The organism is Deltaproteobacteria bacterium (assembly GCA_040223695.1).
In the GTDB taxonomy this organism is placed as follows: Bacteria; Desulfobacterota_D; UBA1144; order Nemesobacterales; family UBA2774; genus JAVKFU01.
The window spans coordinates 52,146-72,649 of sequence record JAVKFU010000019.1 but is presented as its reverse complement, the minus strand read 5'-3'; the positions used below and the strand labels follow the sequence as shown (position 1 = coordinate 72,649).

Here is a 20,504-nt window from a genome sequence, read left to right as displayed (position 1 = left end):
TTGGACCTCATACAGTCGATAATTCTGGGCGCGATACAGGGAATTACGGAATTCTTCCCCATCAGCAGCACAGCGCACCTGGTTCTCCTGCCCTGGTTCTTCTCCTGGCGGGATCAGGGGCTTCCTTTTAATGTCGCCCTCCACGTAGGGAGCCTGATTGCAATTATCTTTTATTTCTGGCGGGACTGGATGCTGATTATAAGCGAGTTCCTGAAAGGGGTTATGGAAAGGAGCTTTGAGGGACGTCCGGGCGGAAAGATAGGAATGTATATCATTATAGCTACCGTACCCGGGGCGGTGTTCGGGTTCCTGTTCGAGGAGCAGGCGGCGGGGCTTCTGAGACATCCCCTGTATATAGCCTTCTCATTGTCGTTTTTCGGTTTGCTGCTTTATTTTTCCGACAGGTTCTCGGCCCGGCGCAAATCAATAATTGAGATGAATATAACGGACTGTCTCGTTATCGGCGTCGCTCAGGCATTTGCCATTATACCCGGGGTTTCCAGATCGGGGATAACGATCACGGGGGCCATGTTAAGAGATTTCAAGAGGGACGAAGCAGCCAAATTTTCCTTCCTCATGGCGGCTCCGCTCATAGCGGGTGCGGGCGTCTTCGAATCCAGACACTTGGAGTACTCTTCCGTAATGAGCGCGCCGTTCATTGCCGGAATCATAGCATCCGCCGTGTTTGCATTTTTCGCAATCAAGTATCTTTTGAGGTTCGTTAGAAGGGAAAGCTACACTGTGTTCGTGATATACCGTCTGATACTCGCCGCCCTGATTGTGTTCATGTACCTGGGCAGAAACTAGAGAAACGGACCTGTATTTGTTTTTCAGGGAAAGAGGGGCCATATAATTTGATCGCTCTACTGTCGGCCACATGGGATGAGCTTGAGCATTTGAGCAGGGTATTCCTTACCGAGGAAGAGAAAATCGTAGATGAATTGCACTATAAAATCGGCTACCTCTCCGGGGAACGGATAGCTCTTGGGGCGACGGGAATCGGTATAAAGAGGGCGAGGAAGGGATCGAGTTCAGTGATTCAGAAGCTCAGGCCCGGGCTTATTATAAGCGCGGGACTCGGCGGCGGACTCAGCCCTGAAATGTCTGTGGGCGACGTCGTTCTGGGAGAAAATGTAATCAGCTTGAAAAAAGGTGAGAAGATAAAATTGAACGGCGAATATCCGGAATTGCAACACGATTACAGAAAGGCCGATATTCTTACCGAGAACAGATTCCTGAACGACCCTGAAATAAAAAAGCGACTCTACGAGAAAACCGGGGCAATAATAGTCGATATGGAAACCTGGGGAATCGCCGAGGCTGCCCGACAGAGCAGTACACCTGTAATGTCCGTTCGTACGGTCTCGGACGAATCATGGGAGCGCCTGCCCGATATGGGAGCGATATATGGCAGCTCGGGGAGGTTTGACTGGGGGAAATCCGTGCCGTATTTTTTATCTCATCCCGCTCTCCTCACCCCTTACTTAAGATTCAGAGTGAGAAATTATAGAAGAGCGGTCGAGTCCCTTAACAAATTTCTTGCCGTTCTTGTAGAGAATTTAGACGAACCCGGAGCCAGGGTAAATTAGAGTCTCACCCTCATATCTCTTTATTTAATATTGCGGCGGCTGAAACCTAAACCTGCCATTATCTGTCTTAATTACTCTGCCTGTCTATCTCTCCTTTACATATATGGATCTCATAGCTAATCTTTTTAATATATGTGTATCAAAAGTCCATTACCCGGGGTTATGGCTCTGCTCCTCCTGTTGATTCCCATTTTTTCCTTTACCGCGGTCGCTGAGCCGGGACAGGAGGAAGCTCAAAGAGACGACACGGTCGTTCTCCGGGCAATGAGAGACGAGCTCGAACGCTCGCAGCAAAAGCTCAGGCTCGAGGGTTACGAAGACCCCTACTTCATCAGCTACCAGATAAAGGACAATACCTATTACAATATTCGCGGTAAGTACGGGGCGATTATTTCTTCGGAAAAAAGCAGGGTCAGGCGGCTTTTCGTGGATGTGCGCGTAGGGAGTTACGAATTCGATAACTCTGTCAAGGGCAGATCAGGGGGCAGAATGCCGTTCCATGACTCATCGTCCGTTCCGCTGGATAACGACCCTGATGCTATAAGAACCGCGCTATGGCAGGTTACGGACCATGCTTACAAGGAGGCTCTTTCTCAGTACCTGAATAAAAAAGCGGAAAAAGTGCAGGAAGTAAAAAAGGACGATATCAAAAGCTTCTCCAGGGAAAAAAGCCATGCTTATTACGGCCCGGAGCTTACATTGTCATTCGACCCCCAAAAATGGGAGGATGCGGTAAGGGAAGTCTCCTCCGTTTATAAAGACTACAAGGAGTTGCTCAATGCAGATCTTGTAGTAACTGCGCAGAAAGAAACGGTTTATTTCGTGAATTCGGAAGGGACTCGGTACATAAGGGATGAAATTCTCTACTCCCTGGACGCTCAGGTAAAAAGCAGGGCCGATGACGGAAGAATAGTGGAGAATTACAGGAATCTTTACTATGTGACTCCCGACGATGTACCTCCGGTCGAGGAGATAAAGAATCAGGTAAAGGAGATGGTCGAGGAGGCCCTGGAAATGAGAAAGGCCGAAGCGCTTCCTCCGCTAAGCGTTCCGGCGCTGCTCGAACCCGAGGCCGCGGGGGTCGTATTCCACGAAGCCGTCGGGCACAGGCTCGAGGGGGAGAGACAGATCGATGACGACGAAGGCCAGACGTTTAAGGAGAAGGTGGGCAAGAAAATAATCCCCGCCTTTCTGTCCATCATCGACGACCCGACACTCAGAAGCTACGAGGGGGTGGATTTGATGGGTTATTACCCCTTTGACGACCAGGGCGTTCCCGGAGAGAGGGTGGTGCTGGTGGAAGAGGGGATTCTCAGGAATTTCCTGTTATCCAGGACCCCTGTCGAGGGGTTTCAGAGGTCCAACGGCCACGGAAGAGCGTCATACGGACAGCCCCCGATGGCCAGGATGAGCAACACGATTATCGAATCCGGCAAGGAGCTGTCCCGTGTGAAATTGAAGGAGCTGCTCCTAGATGAGGTAAAGCGTCAGAATAAGCCCTTCGGCCTCATAATTAAAAGCATGAGAGGGGGGGAGACCAATACCTCTTCTTATAATTTCCAGGCCTTTAGAGGGACACCACTGGTTTTATACAAGGTTGACCCCAGAACCGGTGAAGAGACGCCGGTGAGGGATATAGAGATTGTCGGGACCCCTCTTGTGACGATAAACAATATCGTTGCCACCGGTGACGACTATGCGGTGTTTAACGGGTTCTGCGGAGCCGAGTCAGGCTATGTCCCGGTCTCGACCGTAGCTCCGAGCATAGTGGTCTCGGAGATGGAATTTCAGCGCGAGTCTTCAAAAAAGGAAAAACCACCGCTTCTGCCCCCGCCCGTTTTTGACAGGGGTAATTAGATATCCACACATTTGATTATAATGGTCGAATGTGTTGTTTCTCTAACAACTTTTTAAGATTAAGTCTCCTTTCCCTACATTCTCGGTTATTGATAGATAGATATTAGAGCTCCCCATTTAAATAATCTTCAAATCACCTGCAATATTAGTTAGTATTGGAGTATCTCACTGTTGCCGAATATATACGAAGGGGGAACCGAATGGCAAAAACTACAAAAACTACTGAAAAAACAATAGAGGCTCTTCTAAAGGAAAGACGCACCTTCTTGCCGAGCAAGAAATTCAGGGAGCAGGCGAATGTAAAGGACGATTCCATATACAGGAAGGCAAAACGGCAGGGGGAGAAATTCTGGGAGGATTTTGCCAAGGAGCTCCACTGGTTTAAAAAATGGAGGAAAGTGCTGAGCTGGAAACCGCCTCACGCCAAGTGGTTTATCGGCGGGAAGCTGAACGTTTCCTACAACTGTCTCGACCGTCACTTAAATACCTGGAGAAAGAACAAGGCTGCGATAATCTGGGAAGCCGAATCCGGGGAAAGCGTCACACTTACCTATCGGGAGCTATACAGGGAGGTAAACAAATTCGCCAACGTCCTCAAGAGCCTGGGAGTCAAAAAAGGCGACCGTGTTACGATATATCTTCCCATGATCCCCGAGCTTGCAATAGCGATGCTGGCATGCGCCAGGATAGGCGCCCCTCACAGCATAGTTTTCGGCGGGTTCAGCGCCGAGAGTCTCAGTGACAGGATCAATGATTCCAAGGCCAAAGTCCTTATTGCCTCGGACGGCGGTTACAGGAGAGGCGGTGTAGTTCCTCTGAAGAAGAACGCGGACGAGGCTCTTAAGAAAACCAAGAGCGTCCGAAAAGTCGTTGTTGTAAAGAGGGTTGGAAGCAGGGCCAAAATAAAGATGAAAAAAGGAAGGGATTACTGGTGGCATGAATTAATGGATGACGCTCCCGCCTACTGCGAGCCTGAGAAAATGGACAGCGAAGATATGCTTTTCATGCTGTACACAAGCGGAACTACCGGAAAGCCCAAGGGAATAGTGCACACGACCGGCGGATACCTGACCGGAGTATACGCGACTACAAAATTGGTGTTTGATCTGAAGGAGGAAGATACTTACTGGTGTACAGCGGATATAGGCTGGATAACGGGTCACAGCTACATAATCTACGGTCCCCTGGCGAACGGAGCTACATCTATAATGTACGAAGGAGCGCCCGACTATCCTGACATCGGAAGGTTCTGGGCAATTGTCGAAAAGTACGGCGTAACTATTTTTTACACCGCACCCACTGCCATCAGGGCTTTTATGAGATGGGGCGAGGAGTATCCCAAAAAACATGATTTGAGCTCTCTCCGCCTTCTCGGCTCCGTAGGCGAGCCGATAAATCCCGAAGCCTGGATGTGGTACTACATCAACATCGGAAATAAAAAGTGTCCGATAGTGGATACCTGGTGGCAGACCGAAACGGGGTCTATCCTTATAACCCCCCTTCCGGGGATTACCAAATTAAAACCGGGCTCCGCGACCCTGCCCTTTCCCGGTATTGAAGCCGACATAGTCGACGAAAACGGGAAGAGAGTGAAGGAGGGGGCCGGATACCTCGTTATCAAAACCCCCTGGCCTTCTATGCTGAGAACGATTTACAGAGACCTGAAGCGCTATGTGGATACGTACTGGAGCAGATTCCCCGGTATATATTTTACTGGAGACGGGGCGAAGAGGGACAAGGACGGATACATATGGGTTCTGGGAAGGGTTGACGACGTTATGAATGTCGCCGGGCACAGGATAAGCACTATGGAAGTCGAAAGCGCGCATGTAGCTCACCCTCACGTTGTAGAAGCGGCCGTAATTGGGAGGGCGCATGAAATCAAGGGACAGGCAATCGTGGCGTTCGTAACATTAAGAGAAAACGTAAAACATAGCGAAAAGCTGATAGATGAGTTGAAAAAACACGTATCCAAAAAGATCGGCGCGATAGCAAGGCCCGATGAAATCATATTCACCGCCGAGCTGCCGAAAACGAGAAGCGGCAAGATAATGAGAAGGCTCCTCAGAAACATTGCCGAAGGGACTATTCTCGGTGATACGACCACGCTTGCTGACCCCGCCGTCGTGAAAGGTTTGAAGGAACAGTACGAACACTTGGAAGGTTAATCGATAACTACGTATTGCATATTCAGGCGGTAGCAGGATCCGGGGGGCTGTCCCCGCTCGATTGCCACTGCTTGAACCGTTCGATGTCCTCCTTTACAGAGGCAGCAACGAAGCCTATTACGGTCGCGTCGTCTACGAGCCCGGCTGCGGGTAGAATGTCGGGGATCGCGTCGAAGGGATTTATGAAATAGATTACGGCTCCGGTTGACAGCAGCAGCGTGCTCCAGGGCATTTGTGTGTAGCTGCCCCGCGCCCATGCCTTTATCAAGTCAAGAAGCGTAGACAGGTCGTTTTTTACGGACTTGATCTTATTGCTACAGGAAGCCATCTTGACAGACGCGGTCCCGATTAGTTCTCTCAGCTTCTCTCTATCTTGCAGGATTGAGTCGGAAGCAGCCAGCGCTTCCGAAATGAAAGGATGTAATTTGCTTTTAAACGCTCTGATCATATTCAATATAAAATATAATCATAACCGCTTGAAATTCCACTTTTTGAGTTTTTTATGTTAAATCCTTCAGGGTGAGCCTGTTATCTTTGAGGAAGGACAAAAAGCCCTTTTTATTTATTGTTCTCAGAGCACGGGTGGATACCCTGACCCTGACAAAACGGTCATACTCCGGCACATAAATGCGTTTCCACTGCAGGTTGGGATTCTGACGGCGTTTTACCTTGTTGTTCGCATGTGAAACGTGGTTTCCCACGAGCGGTTTCTTTCCTGTAATCATGCATTTCTGAGACATTACTACCTCCCTGTATTCCCTCTTTCGTAAATAGTATCCCATAAAGTATTATTTTGTAAATATGAAAAAAATATGCGCCTGATTCTTTATAACTAATATTCTGATACAGTTATGGGCCGGGGAATGTGGTTTTTAGGCGTATTGAATGGAATAAAGCCTCTGTTTTGATAGCAATGGTGTGTACTTGTAATCAATAATTTCTTGTGTTTATATATAGTACACGAAACAAATCACATTGGGAGGTGTGTAAAATGTTAAAAAGAGACTTATCATTGTCGTTATTATTTGCAGCGTTTGCGTTTGTTGTGGCTGCGGCAATACCCGGTTTTGCAGAGGACGCTGTGGAAGGGACTATTGTCTGTGTAGAGGTTGACGAGGAGGGTAGCATGCAGACGATGACAGAGTTCGAGGAATGTAAGGGGACAATGCTTCAAATGGGAGCGGACGGTAAAATGTATGCCCTGGCGGGGAAAGGGGAAGAAGTTAAGAGCATGAAAGGCGCCGGAGAAAAGCAGACAGTTAGCGGAGAGCTTGCCGGGAACACAAGAGGCTGGATTCTCGCTTCCGCAAATGCGTTAAAAGACGATCAGACTGCTACGGTAACCGGAACTATTGTTTGCCTGCTGCCCGATTATCAAGCCGGAACGGTCAAGCAAGTAGTGGCTACAGGACCATGCACCGAGCTTGAGCCTCATGCTCATGTCGTAAGAACCAAGAGCGGCCAGGTATATGCCCTCTCCGGATCGGAAGACGCTATCAAAAAGCTTGAAGAAATGTCTGACAGAAACGATGTTGAGCTTCAGGGTAAAATTCAGGGCGATCAGGGTGCCTGGGTTCTTTTCGTGAACTAATTTGTAAACTGATCTTGGATTTGAAATACGAAAAAGGGGGATAAGAGACTATCCCCCTTTTTAATTGCTTATTACCAGCTTATTTATCGGTTATTCAGTCTCCACAGTAATAACCCTTTCAGTATTATTGAAGGAGCCTTCGACCACATTTCCGTCCTTGTCCAGAAGCTGAAGGGTTATCACATACTCTCCGCTCGTAAGTCCTGTCACGAATGCGGGAGTCCACTCAGTCATAGTGATAGTCCCGAGCTGGTCATCTGAATCCTTTCTTGTGATCGTGTATTTCGCTTTGTAGCCGTCATCACCAAGCTCAACGTTATTCAGATAGAAGTCGAGCATGATTTTCTTCGAGTCATCCCCCTTGTACTCTCCTTTGGGCCTGCTGTAGATTATAGTAGGTTTGGTATTGTCCAGCATGAACTCTCCGGCTTCTTTTCCCACGTAGAAATTGACTATCTGAGCCGCTTCGGACGATTTGACGCTCTCGTGATATGAGCGGCTGGGGAATACAACCAGAGTGTGAGGGCCCTCTTCGAGCACCCCGATCTCAAAGGGCTTACCGGCTTCATAGTCGGCCATGTAGGGATCGTTATCCAGAATTATGTGTGCGTGCTGGCCCTTCTCCGAATTGGCGATTTCCTTAGCTCTGTCCGTATCCGTCTGAACGCCGAGCTGATAGCTCTCGACATTTAATACGACAGACACATTAGGGTCTTCCAGAACGTCGCCGTCCTTAAGAGAAGTGAACCTGGTCTTCGCTCCCGGGAAAGCTGGCGATCTCTCCCCGGTTTCGATTTTCACCTCATGCGCGGGAGCTGTCGGCTCCGGGCTTGGCTCGGTTTCTTCAACTACTACTGTTTCTTCCTCGACCACTTCCTCATTTACACTTTCGTTGCGCTGCTCACACCCTATAATCAGTGCGGAAGCCGCTAGAACGACTGTGAAAATTGGTAACATTAAAAGACTTTTTTTCATATCGACCACCCCTTTTGCTTTTAATAACTATATATGTATTCTAATTGATTGGATGCTCCAATCCAAAGAAAATTTCTTTCGATCCTCACAAGTTGTCCGGAGATTTAATATGATTAACAAAGATTTACTGGAGATAATAGTGTGCCCCGAAACGAGGCAGGAGCTTGTGCTTGCGGAGCCTGAGGTTGTTGAAAAAATAAATCTTTTAATCGAAAAAGGGGAGTTGCTCAATCGGTCGAAACAGAAGATAACCGAAAGGATCGACGCTGGGCTCGTTCAAAAAGATGACAGGAAGTATTTATATCCGGTAAGAGACGATATACCGATCTTGCTCAAGGACGAGTCCATTTCACTGGATGAAGTATCCTGAACATATAATTGATTATAAGAATATATATTCCATCCCCGGGATAACGTACTCAGCCCCCATCGTCAATTCTTTTCTCTTTTTAATCCGGTGAAGTCTTCCATGTACTTCTCACTCAATTCCTCTTTTACCGGATTCGCATCCCCCCGCTCTATAATTAGCAAATTGAGCATTTCCCCACCGGGTACGAATACATAGGCCGCGATGCTCCCGTCTTCATCTATTCCTTCTCCAGCCGGTTCTACTTTTACGAGCGTACCCCTTCTGAGAATCGACTCCGAATATTTTTTAGCCTCCTTTTCCTTATCCGGGAGAATAGCTATTCCTGTAAGCCTTATCTTTTCAATCTCCCTGTCGGGGAGCTGGCACAAAAAGCTGTCGCCGCCCTCAACCCTGACTACATCACAGTTGAAGCTTTCGAATCTCAAAAAATCGAGGTTCCCGGTCAGATTCTCATAATTGCCACACCCGCTAAACAGCATAATCGCATTTATTAATAGCGTTGTTAGATATTTTATGTTTGCGAGTCTCAACTTTTTCATCATTTGTTCCCCGTTATCTATCTAAGCAGCTGTTTAGCTTGCCGCCACCCCAGACCTATGAGAAAAAAGACAGAGGCACACACCGTCATCGAGGCCCCTGTTGGGATGGATAATATAAACGAAAAAAAGTATCCGAGCGCGGCGGATAATATTCCGAATATCACCGAGAGCAGAAAAACTAGTCTGAGCTTTTCTGTTAATAAAAGTGATGTCAGCGGCGGAAGAGCCAAGAACGCAAAAACGGGGAGGGCGCCCATAGCCCGTGTGCCGACTGCTACAATTACCGCTATAGAAATGAGTAAGGCGGTGTTGAGCAGTCTGACCGGATATTTAAACAATCTTGCTGATTCTTCATCGAATGAAACGAATATAAAGTCTTTAAAAAAGATACGGTGCAGGATGAAAACAATTGCCGCCGCTGCGGGCACTATGTACACGTCTTTCGGGTCGACGACGACAGCGCTGCCGAAAAGAATATTCGCTATATCATGGGCGCCTTTGGTAATCCTGTCGCCGAGTATTATTACCCCTCCCGAGGCGATCAAAAAACCGAAGCCTATTACTCCTTCCCGGCTTATACGTAAGAAATCCCTTTTTAGCGCGAAGAATAGCGCCGCAAGCGCTGTGAGAATTATCGAGAGCGCAAACGGATGAAATAGCGACACGGCTAGGCCTGTGCCGTAGGCTTCCAGATAAAACGCAAGCGCTACGCCGAAGCTCGAGATTTGAGTGAGCGCCGCGCTTACGAAGATTATTCTTCTCAGCACCACATACACACCGAGAAATCCGCATACAGCTCCCGCAAACGCCCCTGCAATCATAGGGTCGCGCCAGAGGAAATAGCTGTTTAAGAATTCATTGAAGACTTCCATTAAGCTCCCGCATATCTAGTCTATTTGTTCCATACCTGGGTTTTTACCGAAGAACCTGAGTACACTTACGCTTTCAAGCATGTCGGTTTTAATTCCGGCCTGAAAAAGACCTCTGTCCTTGTCTATTAAAATCATGTGGTCTGAATATTTCATCACGGTATTTAAGAAATGGCTTACCATTAATATCGCCAGTCTGTTTTCAGTTTTAATGTTGCGTACTAGGTCCATCATCTGGGCTTCTCCCTTTATATCTACAAAAGCCGTCGGTTCGTCGAGCACAAGGATGTCTGGCTCTCCCGCCACTGCACGGGCGAGTAGCGTGCGCTGCCTTTCCCCTCCTGAAAGTGATCTGTAAGGACGGTCCTTAAGATGAAATATGCCGACTTTATTCATGGCTTTACTTACACTTTCCTTATCTGCTTTATTTAATTTCTTTCCGGCGGAGACCCGGCTGTATCTCCCCATGGACACGACCTCGTTGACAGAGATGGGATATATAGGGTCGAAACCTTCTTTCTGAGGCACATATCCGAAAATTAATTCCTTTTCCGCCCGGACATTTCCCGAAACAGGAGGGATTAAACCCGTAAGGGTTTTCAGCAGTGTGGATTTACCTCCCCCGTTCGGACCTATAATCCCCCAGAACTGGTCTTTTTTAATCGAGAGGTTAAGCGGTCCCGTAATACCGTTTTTCTCGTATCCGATTACTAAGTCTTCGAGTTTTATCAAGTCTGACATTCGTTCTCGGCCTTCTGATAACCCCTGGCATTATCTGTCCGGGGGCAATTTCCCTTCTTCCAGCGCCCGCCTATTCCTTATGCCGGTATACCGAATCTTTTACTGACCCGGTTTTATCTTTGAGCGCTGAAGTAACCTCACCCACGATCGCGTCGAATAGCTCGGTGTAAGTGTTTATTCCGTCCCTGCCCTCAACCAGTACAGGCAGGGAAAGAAAAGCAGCCCCTGTTTTTTCGGCAACGAGTGAGGCGGTTTTTTCGGGATAGAAGTTGGCGGCAATAATCAGCTTTACCTGCAGTTTCTCCATACTTTTTATGAGATTTGCAACGTGGGAGGGCGAAGGGGGTATGCCGGGCTTGGGTTCTATGTATCCCGCTTCCGTAAGGCCTGCCCACTTGGTGAAATAGATCCACATCTTGTGGTAAGTTACTACTTTAGTGCCTTTAAACGGCTTCAGCTCCGTCTCCCACTCACTTATTTTGAGCCTCAGGGTACTGGCGAAATTTTTGAAATTCTCCTCGTAATAAGAGGCGTTTTCAGGGTCCATACGTATTAACCTGGCCGCGATTCCTCGGGCGACCGGAATGCCGTTCCGGGGGTCGAGCATATAGTGAGGATTACCACCCGGGTGCACGTCTCCTATGGATCTGTCAACAGGAGCGGTCGGGATTTCGAGAACGTTTTTAATCGATGTCGATGCGTTGTAATGGCCGAGAGCCGCAGGCGCGGCGATGTCCGAATTTCGAGCTCCCGTGATGAGTATCGGGAGCCAGCCTATTTCAAGATCCAGACCGTTATAGACCAGAAGATCCGCCTGGTTTAATCTGGTAATAAAAATCGGCTTTGCGTCTACAAAATGAGGGTCCTGATAACCCTTCGCAAGGCTTTCCACTACGACTTTATCGCCCCCTATCTCTTTCGCGATGGCTGCGAAATCGGGAATCGATGTAACTATCTTCACCTCCGCGGATGCGTCTCTTCCTTCTGAAAAGATGGAAATCGACGCAAAGGCAAAAACCAGTGTCAGGAATCGAATATTCGTATATATTTTCATAAAAATTACCTCCTATATTTGCGTGTTAATACCGGTGTGCCCCGTGCGCGCCGATCGCGTACTGGAACTGGAGAAAGATCGCGTGCTGATTGGGGCCGAAGCTCTGGTTCAGATAATCGTATTCGAGCCGCATTCGTGAAAATTCGCTCGGATTGAATGTCAGCATGGGTGAAATTCGGTAAGTTCTTCCCAAAAGGCCCAGCATGCCTTCCTCCTCTCCTTCTTCGTCCCGCAGCAGACTGAAAGTACCGGCGGGCTCTACCAGGAGACCTTCTTTTTCCTCTTCGACAGGGGTGTTGGTGTCGATTATGCCGAATCTGAATCCTGAGTTCCATCTCTTGGCGAATCTGTAGACAAGCTGACCGTACCATCCCCAGTTCTCCAGGTTTTCTTCCGGGGTTTCGGCATCCAGATACATAAACTCGGATTGGAGCATTATTTCCTGATACGGATTGTTTCTGAGCGGGCGGTATTTGGCGAACAGGTCGATTCCGTAGAGGTTCGACCTTGCACCCGGAGCGGTTCCGTTGGAGCCGGTTGCGAATGAGCCGCCCAGACTTACGCCGAGAGATTCAGAGAGCTCGAAGAAGTTGGCTATATGGAAAATGTAAAGCAGCCTTCCCAGATCGTTAGCGTCCTCGTCCCTCGCAAAAGTGGGGGTCTCAACCTCGGGGCTCCCGCCTGAGGCGCTTAACTCCATATACCAGGGCACGGGGACAAGAAAGTTTGCCTCTATACTGGTCGGGTTCAGGTGCTCTCCCAGGAACTGCGCCGCAGGGAGCGGCAGGGTTACAAAATTCTGGCTATGCCTGTGTATCTGGTTGATCCTTCCGAACTTGGCTCTCATCTTTCCCACTCTGAATTGTGAGTTCAGAGGGAGACTAAAAAGTGTGGTTCCATATGCCTCTTCTATCTCTATTCCTTCTTCCGTAATTGGAAAAAAGCTGTCGAATCTGAAGTAAGGGTCGACATTTGCCTGGAACCCCAGCTCGATTTCCTGAACATTTACCCCTGTGTTTTGCGGATCGATCTCGGCAAAAACAAATGGATCGTCCTGTGAATACCATGCCCCCGCGAAAATTCCTGTAACGCTGATCTCGGGGTTGAGTGTGTTTAATGCTTTACCCAGAAATGTCTGTCCCTCCTCTGAGGGCGGCTCTATTACGGTTAAATCCGTTTCCTCTTCAACTTCAATTGTTTCAGCTTCATCTTTAGCCTGCTGCTCCAGAACGTGATTCCTTTCCTCCAGGTCGTCTATTCTTTCCTGCATCTTTTCCATCATCTGTTTAAGCTCTTTTAGCTCCTGCTTTATTTCATCTCTCTCCTGACCGTGAGCCTTATGATTAATTAATGGGGAGGAGACTATTGATAAGGCAAAGAGGACAATAGTAGTTCTTCTCAAATTCATTATTCACCTCCAGAAATGTTCTCGAATTTATAAACGAGGGCATATATCCTCATTCGCGGGGCTTAATATTTTATTCCGGAGGATTAGCCGGGCAGACGGGATAATCCGCGATATAGCCCATTTAGATCGGGACTAATCGGTTAGCGGATATATAAATCCGTATTAGGAGATTGAGGGTAGAAAGCCCGCAATTAAGGATATTAAGTTAGATGGTCGGAGGTGACCGGGACGGTTTGTTTAGTTTTAAAAATGGATCGGGAATTAAATAGCCTGAACCTATAAAAGTAACTGATTGTCCTGAATCAATAAGCTCAATTACAGAACTTGTGCCTGAAAGCTTAATATTCCCATGTAGTAAACAGGCTGAGCAATCTGCAGCCGAGTGATTGCCGGCAGGTATTGAACCCGCGATAAGTATGGAAGAGTCCGGGCTTACGCTGATTCTATGGGTATGAATGCTTACCGAAAATACGAATAGGAAGGCTAGAAAAGGGATGAAGAGCTTTGATGCCGCTCTTTTGTTAATTTCTCTTACCGGTTTCATCCGACACCTGACTTATTTTTCGATATTACCATTTCGTTGGCTATTGTACAAGCCGCTTCCTCGACGGTTAGCGAAACGTCAAGCTCGATGCCGCGTTTCTTCAGCTCGGAAAAAAGCTCTCCCAGGACCGGGGGCTCGATATGACACTGTGAAAGTGTTTTCATCTGCGAAAATATCTCCTTCGGCGTTCCCTTGCCAACAATCCTGCCCCCTTCGGCGATTAAATAAACCGTGTCCGCTATAAGCGGGACTGTATTCATATTATGAGTCGATAGTATAATGGCGGTCCCGTTTTCGCTGTTTACGGTGTTCAGAAGCTTGATGAGCTCGCTTCTGCAAGTAGGGTCTATGTGCTCGAACGGCTCATCCAGTATCAGAAGCTCGGGTTTGGTAACGAGCGCCCCCGCGATTCCCACCTTCGTTTTCTCACCCCCGCTCAGGTAATGCGGGACTTTATCCTTGAGATGCTCTATGTCGAGTTTTTTCAGAATATCACCGACCAGCATTTCGGTCTCTTCTTTCCTGTAGCCGTAATTCCTCGGGGAGAACGATACGTCGTCCCAAACCCGGGGAGCTATAATCTGAAGGTCCACATTCTGAAGCAGCGCTCCGACCCTCTCCCTTATCTTTTCGTAGTCTTTTGAGGGGTCTATACCCAGGACCTCTATTTCACCGCCGGAAGCCTTGAGAAGCCCCAGAAGAAGCGACAGCAGTGTTGATTTACCGCTCCCGTTGGGCCCGAGCATGACTACGCGCTCACCCTTCCTTACGGTAAACTCCTCGCCGTCGAAAAGAAGCGCCGTCCCGTCGGGATATTTAAAATTAAGATTTCTGACCTTTACTAACTCTTCCAAAATATCACCCTGTGTTTTTCCAGCAGGATATATAAAGCCGAAGCTATAAACGCCAGAACGGAGAAGGCAGTCAGATACGCGCCGTATTGAACAGGCCCGGCTTCAAAACGTATCATGAGTGAGACGGTGAGAATCAAGCCGCCTAATATAACCGCAGCGAAGTCGTTCCTGCCGGCTTTTTCTTCCCTCTGGCCTTCCAGCATTTTTCCTCCGTAGCCCCTTACATTCATTACGCCGTAAAATTTTTCCGACATGTCGAGCCCCCTTACCAGAAGCAGACCGATTCCGGATGAAAAATTCACGATATTTTTCAGGTATCTTCTCCGCGTGAGCCCGCCCCTGACCCTGAGCGCTTTAACGAGATTGTCTGTGAGCTCGAGAAGGATGAAAACCGATCTGTACGTAAGTACCATGCCTTCGGCGATAATTTTGGGGAGCACAGGCCTGATTGATGAAAAGATATCCGGGTAGGGCGTGGTAACTATCAGAATTACCATTGTCAGCGCCGCCGTAAGCGCTTTAAGGATTATAACGCCCGCCCTTATCCAGCTTCCGTTCCAGCTTGCCACGGCGAAAATCAGGGCAAATATCGCCGGGTATGCGGCAATGCTAATGACCTTTATCAAAGGGAGCCTGCTCCATATGACAAGCGAGGCGAGGGAGAGGTAGATTCCGAGCAGGAGGTACATATCGCTTGAGATTACAACGGATGTGATAACGAGGGCCGCGAAGATGAGCTTGGACAGAGCCTTCGCTCTGTGGAGAAAACTCGACCCGCTGTTCGCGTAATAATCTATTATTGCAACGTCCATGGTTGAGCCTCTAAGTCCTCTCCACCGCGATCAGGTCAGGCCTGACCCGCGATATATATTTTATGACGAGTCCCGTTATCACCGCTTCAAGCAGCCACCCGAGAGGCGCGAGAATAAAGACGGTTTTGGCGAACCTGACGAAGTTAATCCCTTTATTCGTAATCCGATTTACACCGTCCTCATGATCGGCATCTTTAATGTCATGCTCTGCCTCAAAGGTCTTTACCGGGTCTATATGAGAGGCGTAAACTATTCCCAGCATAACGTTCGTGCTTAAAAAAAGGCCTACTATTACCGCAAGAGAGGAGGCCCAGCCGGGAGATTGTTTGCCCAATAGCGCCAGGAATAATTGAAAGAGGTAATAACCGAATACGGCTTCAGCGCCCGTTACAATAGTGTTGAGTCCGACGACCGTTATTCCGCCGTGGCCGAACATCGCGATTATCAAATCGACTATAAATACGGAGATAAACGCGAGAGCCGGCCCCAGTATGATTCCCGCTACGACGCCTAAATTTATATGGTAAGCGATGGGGACGATCTCAAGCGTCATCCCTACGATCATAAGGGCGGAGACGATGCCGATAAGGGGGACCTTGCGCCTGATGTCGATTCTGCTGACCCGTCTTATGCAGAAAGACAGAATCAGCGCCGTGGCTACCCATCCGATCAAAACGATCCAAATAGGAAGCACGCCGTCGGGTATATGCATGTGAGACATTTATTATTTCCCTCTTCTCAAGCCTGACATTCCCTGCACTTGCCGAATAACTGAAGGAAATGATTCTGTATAAGCACGCCCGTATCCCGGGACAGCTTTTCGGATAATTTGTCGAGCGGGCAGTCGGCGAATTCGATGACCTTATTGCATTCCGTGCAGACTACCGGGTGGCGGTGCCCCTCGGGCGCTATGGCATAGCTGTGACACCCGTCCTCCAGATGCACCTTCACGGCCAGATCGAGCTCGACCAGGGTCTCAAGCGAGCGGTAAACAGTGGCGAGTCCTGTCTCCGGAAGAAGGTCCTTCACTTTCAAATGTATATTATTTATGGACAGATAAGCCGCGTTATCCTGAAGGACTTTAAGTACGGCGAGCCTCTGAGGAGTGCACTTTAAGCTCTTCTTGTGAAAAATAGCTCTCAAACTGTCCGCATTTTCTATATTGAACGATGTCTTTTTCATTTTTCCAGTTTATTATGCGTTAGGCGATCTCTAATTGAGAAAGATTCTCAATTATAAGCATTTATACTTAGGCTGTCAATTTTGCACATATAATTCCTCAATCATTTCTACGTGCCTATAATAAATCTGGTACTAGTGAAAGTTGCGTATTTTAGAGTATAATACTTTTCACTACCAATTTGAGAAAACACTTAGTCAATAATTCAACCATTCCACGTAAAATTTTGATATTTGATTCTGTCAGGTTCCAAATGGGAAGAAATATAAAGGAGCGTATTATTTTATGAAATCGTTTGAAGATTTAAGTTTGTCGGGTGATACGTTAAAAGTCCTTGAGCAAAAGGGCTATGAAGTGCCCACCAGCATTCAGGAGTTAACCATACCCGCGGTTCTCGAAAGTGAGAGCGATATTGTCGCACAGGCTCAGACCGGTACGGGTAAAACCGCCGCGTTCGGGATTCCCTTGATTGAGCTGCTTCGGGAAAACTCGGGCACGGTACAGGCGCTTGTCCTTACTCCGACGAGGGAGCTGGCTATTCAGGTGGCGGAGGAGATTAATTCTTTAAAAGGAAATAAGAACTTGAGTATTGTTCCCGTTTACGGCGGACAGTCTATAAACCTTCAGCTGAGAAGCTTGAGGAAAGGCGTTGACGTTGTTGTGGGGACACCCGGAAGGATACTCGATCACCTGGGAAGCCGCGCGCTGAAGCTAGATAACATCTCTTATCTGGTTCTGGATGAAGCCGACGAGATGTTGAACATGGGTTTTATCGATGATGTGAGAAAAATAATGGACCACACCGCAAGCGAAAAGCGGACAATGCTTTTTTCGGCTACCATGCCCAGAGAGGTTTTGCAGATCGCAAAGAAATACATGCGTGAATACGAGACGCTAAAGGTACAAAATGAGCCGCTTACAGTAAGCCAGACCGATCAGATTTATTTTGAAGTTTCGGCGTCCGACAAGTTTGAAGCCCTTTGCAGAATAATAGACGTTGAAGAAGATTTCTTCGGCCTCATATTTTGCAGGACGAAGGTGGATGCCGATAAGGTCGCCAGCCGTCTGAGCAAGAGGGGCTATGACGCGGACGCCCTGCATGGCGACCTGTCCCAAAACCAGAGAGAAAAGATACTGAACAAATTTAAAAAGCGTATGCTGAACGTTCTTGTGGCGACCGACGTTGCAGCGAGGGGAATAGATGTGGAAAATCTGACGCACGTCATCAATTACGCGCTTCCTCAGGACTCAAAGTCCTACGTCCACAGGATCGGGCGCACCGGACGCGCCGGGAGGGAAGGAAACGCCATAACGTTTATTACGCCTGAGGAGTACAGAAAACTTCAGTACATAGTCAAAGAAACAAAAACCGATATTAGAAAAGCCTCTCTGCCGAAGGTTGCCGACGTCATTAAAACGAGAAAAAACAAGATTAAAACCGAATTGGAAAATATAGTGAAAATCCATCCCGATAGTGAGTACGTCGAGATGTCCAAAGAGCTCTTAAAAGATGAAAAGCCGGAGCATATTGTAGCGGCTCTTATTCAGAACTCCTTCAGGGATAAGCTCGCCGAGAATGATTATAACGAGATCGGCGATACCGCCCCCGACCTCAAGGGTAAAACGAGGCTCTTTGTGGCTCAGGGAAAAAGGGACGATTTCACACGAAAGAAGCTCGTGAATTTCATAAAGAAAAAATGCCACATAAAAAGCAGTGAAATTAAAGACATCCAAATACTCGAAAAATTCTCTTTTGTAACCCTTCCTTTTCACGAAGCGGAAGTATTATTGTCATACTTCAGGGGAAAGAAAAAAGGTTCCGAGCCTTATATCACAAAGGCCAAAAAAACCCGGAAATACGCCTAAGTCCGCGTTGCCCCATTTAAAATGGTTTCTTGAATATTTTTAACAGTTTACTGCCGGACGGGTTCGAGATCGTCTAATTGATATCTTTGACCATAAGTAAAGCATATCCTGTGTAATGTATCAGCTCATGCGGTACGACCTTTTCACGTGCGGTTTCATAAAAGGCGTGACGCTCGTAGAGTCTCTTTGCTCCCTCGTTCTGCTCGAAGACAATCAGGCTTATCCGGGAAAGCTTGTTTTCTCTTGCTTTCCGCTCTGCAATCTCCAGGAATTTAGTACCTATCCCCATTCCTCGATAGTCGGGAAAAACGGCAATTCCGCTAATGTAGTAGCTGTCGTGCTGCTCGAGTTTGCTGTAGGGCGCCAGAACCGGGTCCGCCTCCGCTTCCGGCTCGGCATTTTCAGTAGAGTACATTGGAAATGAAACCATCATTCCGATTACCTCCCCGCCCAACTCCGCAACGACACAGTTTTTATAACCGAAGAGTAGATCATCTCTGGAATAACGCCTCTCCGCGACTTCCAGAATATCTTCCCCCGGCTCGGCAAGCTTTGTCCAGACATAGTCCGCCACGCCGTCAGAAGCGATACTGAAGAGCTTTGCGATTGTTCTGCAGTCGGCCTTTTCAGCAGGGCGGTACATGACTGCGTCTCGGCTATCTTCGGTCATTATTTATTTAGCAGAGGGCATCTTCTTTATTTCACTATATCTGAAACAGTCGGTGACGTGGTCGTTCACCATTCCCGCTGCCTGCATGAATGCGTAACATATCGTGGAGCCTACGAAGCTGAACCCCCTTTTCTTAAGGTCCTTGCTCATGGCGTCCGACTCAGGTGTTTTCGCGGGCAGTTCATTTAAAGATTTCCATTTATTGTGTATAGTACGGTGACCTACGAATTGCCATATATATTCGTCGAACGTACCGAACTCCTCGACCACACGGAGAAACGCCTTCGCGTTACTAACAGCGGAGTTTACCTTAAGACGGTTTCTTATAATCCCCGGGTCTTTCAGGAGCCACTCGATTTTTTTGTCGTCATACAGCGCGACTTTACCGGCATCGAAATTGTCAAAAGCCTTCCTGTACGAGTCTCTCCGCCTTAAAATGGTTATCCAGCTAAGCCCGGCCTGGGCGCCGTCGAGCACTATCATTTCGAAAAGCTGGCGGTCATCGTGCACCGGCACGCCCCATTCGTTATCGTGATAATCCAGATACAGAGGATCCGTACCCGGCCATTCGCACCGGTTTTTCATGCTCTCTCCTGTTCTTTAATCCGGATCGCGGTTTACGGTTTCGGGGGAAAATGCCGGAAGGCAAACGGCTATATACTTAGCGCCCCCTGGTTCAGGCGTGCTGTACCGCACCCACTCGCCGGGGTTTGTGACCACTGCCTGCCCCGCGCCTACTTCCAGAGCCCCGCCTTCGTGCTCGACTATGAGCGTGCCCTCAAGCACCACGGTTATTTCCCGGAATTCCGGACTCTGCCCCGGCTCAAGCCATCCCTCGGGTGACGTCATCCGAGCGACGCTGACATCCGTATGATTGGAATTGACCCTGCCCGCATATTCTTCGATCTTTTTCGGTTTATTCCCCGCCGCTTCTATAATTGTGGGCTTTTCGATCAGTATGGGCATCAAGCCTGACCTTCTGAAACAGATTCTTCCGGTAGTCCCTGCTTAATGTTTCCTTTAACGGGCGGCGAAAAAAATGTACGTTTGAGAAGTGAGGCCGATATTGGTTCTCTCAGGTTCCACGGCATTATCGACATGCATCTGGCGAGAAAGCAGTATCCGGTAAGCACCATCGCCCATGTGCCGACAACGGGAATCCAGTATAAAAAACGGAGAGGCTCCCATAGAGCGACTATCATCCATATTAAAAAGGCGATGCGAATCTGCACGGGGAATGCCGTGATTTCGCCTTCCCTTATACTAAAATGTACGACCTGAACGGCTGACAGGGCGATTGCGAAATAGAAACCCGCGAACCAGCCTGCTACTCCCAGTGTTAAAAAGACAACCGTTAGGAGTCAGTACCACCAGCTTAATTTGTTGTACATTAACATAACATGCGACCCCCCCTCGC

General features: G+C 48.2%; 23 protein-coding genes. 8 read left to right on the top strand and 15 right to left on the bottom strand.

Annotation, left to right across the window (positions count from 1 at the left end; all coding sequences use genetic code 11):
* The 4 genes from RIG61_12360 to acs all read left to right on the top strand — a co-directional run bounded on the left by RIG61_12360 (position 1) and on the right by acs (position 5,614).
* Positions 1–807 (top strand): undecaprenyl-diphosphate phosphatase, encoded by an 807-nt coding sequence (locus RIG61_12360; protein MEQ9619950.1) that lies wholly within the window; start codon positions 1–3, stop codon positions 805–807.
* Between the two features lie 47 nt (positions 808–854).
* Entirely contained in the window at positions 855–1,589 is a 735-nt protein-coding gene (locus tag RIG61_12355; protein ID MEQ9619949.1) for a hypothetical protein, read from the top strand.
* 162 nt (positions 1,590–1,751) lie between these two features.
* Positions 1,752–3,446 (top strand): TldD/PmbA family protein, encoded by a 1,695-nt coding sequence (locus tag RIG61_12350; GenBank protein ID MEQ9619948.1) that lies wholly within the window; start codon positions 1,752–1,754, stop codon positions 3,444–3,446.
* Between the two features lie 200 nt (positions 3,447–3,646).
* Positions 3,647–5,614: an acetate--CoA ligase gene (gene acs / locus RIG61_12345; GenBank protein MEQ9619947.1), complete on the top strand. Its 1,968-nt coding sequence runs from the start codon at positions 3,647–3,649 to the stop codon at positions 5,612–5,614.
* A gap of 22 nt (positions 5,615–5,636) precedes the next feature.
* Here the strand turns inward: acs and RIG61_12340 are convergent, their stop codons facing one another.
* Positions 5,637–6,062, bottom strand: coding sequence for a DUF1232 domain-containing protein (locus tag RIG61_12340; protein MEQ9619946.1), 426 nt, complete (start codon positions 6,060–6,062; stop codon positions 5,637–5,639).
* Positions 6,063–6,114: 52 nt separating this feature from the next.
* On the bottom strand, positions 6,115–6,354 hold the full coding sequence (rpmB, locus tag RIG61_12335) for a 50S ribosomal protein L28 (GenBank protein MEQ9619945.1): 240 nt from the start codon (positions 6,352–6,354) through the stop codon (positions 6,115–6,117).
* 251 nt (positions 6,355–6,605) lie between these two features.
* Here rpmB and RIG61_12330 point away from each other — a divergent pair, with 251 nt between their 5' ends.
* The gene (locus tag RIG61_12330) at positions 6,606–7,205 is read left to right on the top strand and encodes a hypothetical protein (GenBank protein MEQ9619944.1); all 600 of its coding nucleotides are present in this window, start codon (positions 6,606–6,608) and stop codon (positions 7,203–7,205) included.
* A 90-nt stretch (positions 7,206–7,295) separates the two neighbouring features.
* On the opposite strand, the gene RIG61_12325 is transcribed toward RIG61_12330, so the two are convergent.
* On the bottom strand, positions 7,296–8,180 hold the full coding sequence (locus RIG61_12325) for a hypothetical protein (GenBank protein ID MEQ9619943.1): 885 nt from the start codon (positions 8,178–8,180) through the stop codon (positions 7,296–7,298).
* Positions 8,181–8,289: 109 nt separating this feature from the next.
* Between RIG61_12325 and RIG61_12320 the strand changes: the two genes are divergently transcribed.
* Positions 8,290–8,550: a Trm112 family protein gene (locus RIG61_12320; GenBank protein ID MEQ9619942.1), complete on the top strand. Its 261-nt coding sequence runs from the start codon at positions 8,290–8,292 to the stop codon at positions 8,548–8,550.
* A gap of 62 nt (positions 8,551–8,612) precedes the next feature.
* Here the strand turns inward: RIG61_12320 and RIG61_12315 are convergent, their stop codons facing one another.
* The 9 genes from RIG61_12315 to RIG61_12275 all read right to left on the bottom strand — a co-directional run bounded on the left by RIG61_12315 (position 8,613) and on the right by RIG61_12275 (position 16,553).
* The gene (locus RIG61_12315) at positions 8,613–9,092 is read right to left on the bottom strand and encodes a hypothetical protein (GenBank protein ID MEQ9619941.1); all 480 of its coding nucleotides are present in this window, start codon (positions 9,090–9,092) and stop codon (positions 8,613–8,615) included.
* A 14-nt stretch (positions 9,093–9,106) separates the two neighbouring features.
* Positions 9,107–9,961, bottom strand: a complete 855-nt coding sequence (locus tag RIG61_12310; GenBank protein MEQ9619940.1) for a metal ABC transporter permease — start codon at positions 9,959–9,961, stop codon at positions 9,107–9,109.
* Positions 9,962–9,976: 15 nt separating this feature from the next.
* The gene (locus RIG61_12305; GenBank protein MEQ9619939.1) at positions 9,977–10,699 is read right to left on the bottom strand and encodes an ABC transporter ATP-binding protein; all 723 of its coding nucleotides are present in this window, start codon (positions 10,697–10,699) and stop codon (positions 9,977–9,979) included.
* Positions 10,700–10,769: 70 nt separating this feature from the next.
* Positions 10,770–11,753: a metal ABC transporter substrate-binding protein gene (locus RIG61_12300; GenBank protein MEQ9619938.1), complete on the bottom strand. Its 984-nt coding sequence runs from the start codon at positions 11,751–11,753 to the stop codon at positions 10,770–10,772.
* 25 nt (positions 11,754–11,778) lie between these two features.
* Complete coding sequence (locus tag RIG61_12295; protein MEQ9619937.1) at positions 11,779–13,161, bottom strand: hypothetical protein; 1,383 nt, start codon at positions 13,159–13,161, stop codon at positions 11,779–11,781.
* A gap of 540 nt (positions 13,162–13,701) precedes the next feature.
* On the bottom strand, positions 13,702–14,559 hold the full coding sequence (locus RIG61_12290; protein MEQ9619936.1) for an ATP-binding cassette domain-containing protein: 858 nt from the start codon (positions 14,557–14,559) through the stop codon (positions 13,702–13,704).
* The gene (locus RIG61_12285) at positions 14,547–15,371 is read right to left on the bottom strand and encodes an energy-coupling factor transporter transmembrane component T (GenBank protein MEQ9619935.1); all 825 of its coding nucleotides are present in this window, start codon (positions 15,369–15,371) and stop codon (positions 14,547–14,549) included. The genes RIG61_12290 and RIG61_12285 overlap by 13 nt, the downstream gene beginning before the upstream one ends.
* A gap of 10 nt (positions 15,372–15,381) precedes the next feature.
* Positions 15,382–16,092 carry an energy-coupling factor ABC transporter permease gene (locus tag RIG61_12280; protein ID MEQ9619934.1) on the bottom strand — a complete coding sequence of 237 codons (711 nt, stop codon included), beginning with the start codon at positions 16,090–16,092 and terminating at the stop codon, positions 15,382–15,384.
* 17 nt (positions 16,093–16,109) lie between these two features.
* A complete protein-coding gene (locus RIG61_12275; protein MEQ9619933.1) occupies positions 16,110–16,553 on the bottom strand; it encodes a transcriptional repressor in 444 nt (147 codons plus the stop codon).
* A gap of 283 nt (positions 16,554–16,836) precedes the next feature.
* Here RIG61_12275 and RIG61_12270 point away from each other — a divergent pair, with 283 nt between their 5' ends.
* Positions 16,837–18,417 carry a DEAD/DEAH box helicase gene (locus RIG61_12270; protein ID MEQ9619932.1) on the top strand — a complete coding sequence of 527 codons (1,581 nt, stop codon included), beginning with the start codon at positions 16,837–16,839 and terminating at the stop codon, positions 18,415–18,417.
* A gap of 73 nt (positions 18,418–18,490) precedes the next feature.
* On the opposite strand, the gene RIG61_12265 is transcribed toward RIG61_12270, so the two are convergent.
* The 3 genes from RIG61_12265 to RIG61_12255 are packed head-to-tail and all read right to left on the bottom strand — an operon-like array spanning position 18,491 to position 20,053.
* A complete protein-coding gene (locus tag RIG61_12265) occupies positions 18,491–19,060 on the bottom strand; it encodes a GNAT family N-acetyltransferase (protein MEQ9619931.1) in 570 nt (189 codons plus the stop codon).
* A gap of 30 nt (positions 19,061–19,090) precedes the next feature.
* Positions 19,091–19,672 carry a DNA-3-methyladenine glycosylase I gene (locus RIG61_12260; protein MEQ9619930.1) on the bottom strand — a complete coding sequence of 194 codons (582 nt, stop codon included), beginning with the start codon at positions 19,670–19,672 and terminating at the stop codon, positions 19,091–19,093.
* 15 nt (positions 19,673–19,687) lie between these two features.
* Complete coding sequence (locus tag RIG61_12255) at positions 19,688–20,053, bottom strand: AraC family ligand binding domain-containing protein (protein ID MEQ9619929.1); 366 nt, start codon at positions 20,051–20,053, stop codon at positions 19,688–19,690.
* Positions 20,054–20,098: 45 nt separating this feature from the next.
* Here RIG61_12255 and RIG61_12250 point away from each other — a divergent pair, with 45 nt between their 5' ends.
* A complete protein-coding gene (locus RIG61_12250) occupies positions 20,099–20,368 on the top strand; it encodes a hypothetical protein (protein ID MEQ9619928.1) in 270 nt (89 codons plus the stop codon).
* Positions 20,369–20,504 lie beyond the last annotated feature (136 nt).

Excerpts from the sequence above, each read along its gene's own strand:
- RIG61_12350 (MEQ9619948.1), top strand. The coding sequence starts at position 1,752 with ATGGCTCTGCTCCTCCTGTTGATTCCCATTTTTTCCTTTACCGCGGTC.
- RIG61_12325 (MEQ9619943.1), bottom strand. The coding sequence starts at position 8,180 with ATGAAAAAAAGTCTTTTAATGTTACCAATTTTCACAGTCGTTCTAGCG.
- RIG61_12280 (MEQ9619934.1), bottom strand. The coding sequence starts at position 16,092 with ATGTCTCACATGCATATACCCGACGGCGTGCTTCCTATTTGGATCGTT.
- RIG61_12250 (MEQ9619928.1), top strand. The coding sequence starts at position 20,099 with ATGTTTCCTTTAACGGGCGGCGAAAAAAATGTACGTTTGAGAAGTGAG.
- RIG61_12260 (MEQ9619930.1), bottom strand. The coding sequence starts at position 19,672 with ATGAAAAACCGGTGCGAATGGCCGGGTACGGATCCTCTGTATCTGGAT.
- RIG61_12340 (MEQ9619946.1), bottom strand. The coding sequence starts at position 6,062 with ATGATCAGAGCGTTTAAAAGCAAATTACATCCTTTCATTTCGGAAGCG.
- RIG61_12285 (MEQ9619935.1), bottom strand. The coding sequence starts at position 15,371 with ATGGACGTTGCAATAATAGATTATTACGCGAACAGCGGGTCGAGTTTT.
- RIG61_12310 (MEQ9619940.1), bottom strand. The coding sequence starts at position 9,961 with ATGGAAGTCTTCAATGAATTCTTAAACAGCTATTTCCTCTGGCGCGAC.
- RIG61_12330 (MEQ9619944.1), top strand. The coding sequence starts at position 6,606 with ATGTTAAAAAGAGACTTATCATTGTCGTTATTATTTGCAGCGTTTGCG.
- RIG61_12270 (MEQ9619932.1), top strand. The coding sequence starts at position 16,837 with ATGAAATCGTTTGAAGATTTAAGTTTGTCGGGTGATACGTTAAAAGTC.
- acs (MEQ9619947.1), top strand. The coding sequence starts at position 3,647 with ATGGCAAAAACTACAAAAACTACTGAAAAAACAATAGAGGCTCTTCTA.
- RIG61_12315 (MEQ9619941.1), bottom strand. The coding sequence starts at position 9,092 with ATGATGAAAAAGTTGAGACTCGCAAACATAAAATATCTAACAACGCTA.
- RIG61_12275 (MEQ9619933.1), bottom strand. The coding sequence starts at position 16,553 with ATGAAAAAGACATCGTTCAATATAGAAAATGCGGACAGTTTGAGAGCT.
- RIG61_12255 (MEQ9619929.1), bottom strand. The coding sequence starts at position 20,053 with ATGCCCATACTGATCGAAAAGCCCACAATTATAGAAGCGGCGGGGAAT.
- RIG61_12300 (MEQ9619938.1), bottom strand. The coding sequence starts at position 11,753 with ATGAAAATATATACGAATATTCGATTCCTGACACTGGTTTTTGCCTTT.
- rpmB (MEQ9619945.1), bottom strand. The coding sequence starts at position 6,354 with ATGTCTCAGAAATGCATGATTACAGGAAAGAAACCGCTCGTGGGAAAC.
- RIG61_12305 (MEQ9619939.1), bottom strand. The coding sequence starts at position 10,699 with ATGTCAGACTTGATAAAACTCGAAGACTTAGTAATCGGATACGAGAAA.
- RIG61_12265 (MEQ9619931.1), bottom strand. The coding sequence starts at position 19,060 with ATGTACCGCCCTGCTGAAAAGGCCGACTGCAGAACAATCGCAAAGCTC.
- RIG61_12295 (MEQ9619937.1), bottom strand. The coding sequence starts at position 13,161 with ATGAATTTGAGAAGAACTACTATTGTCCTCTTTGCCTTATCAATAGTC.
- RIG61_12320 (MEQ9619942.1), top strand. The coding sequence starts at position 8,290 with ATGATTAACAAAGATTTACTGGAGATAATAGTGTGCCCCGAAACGAGG.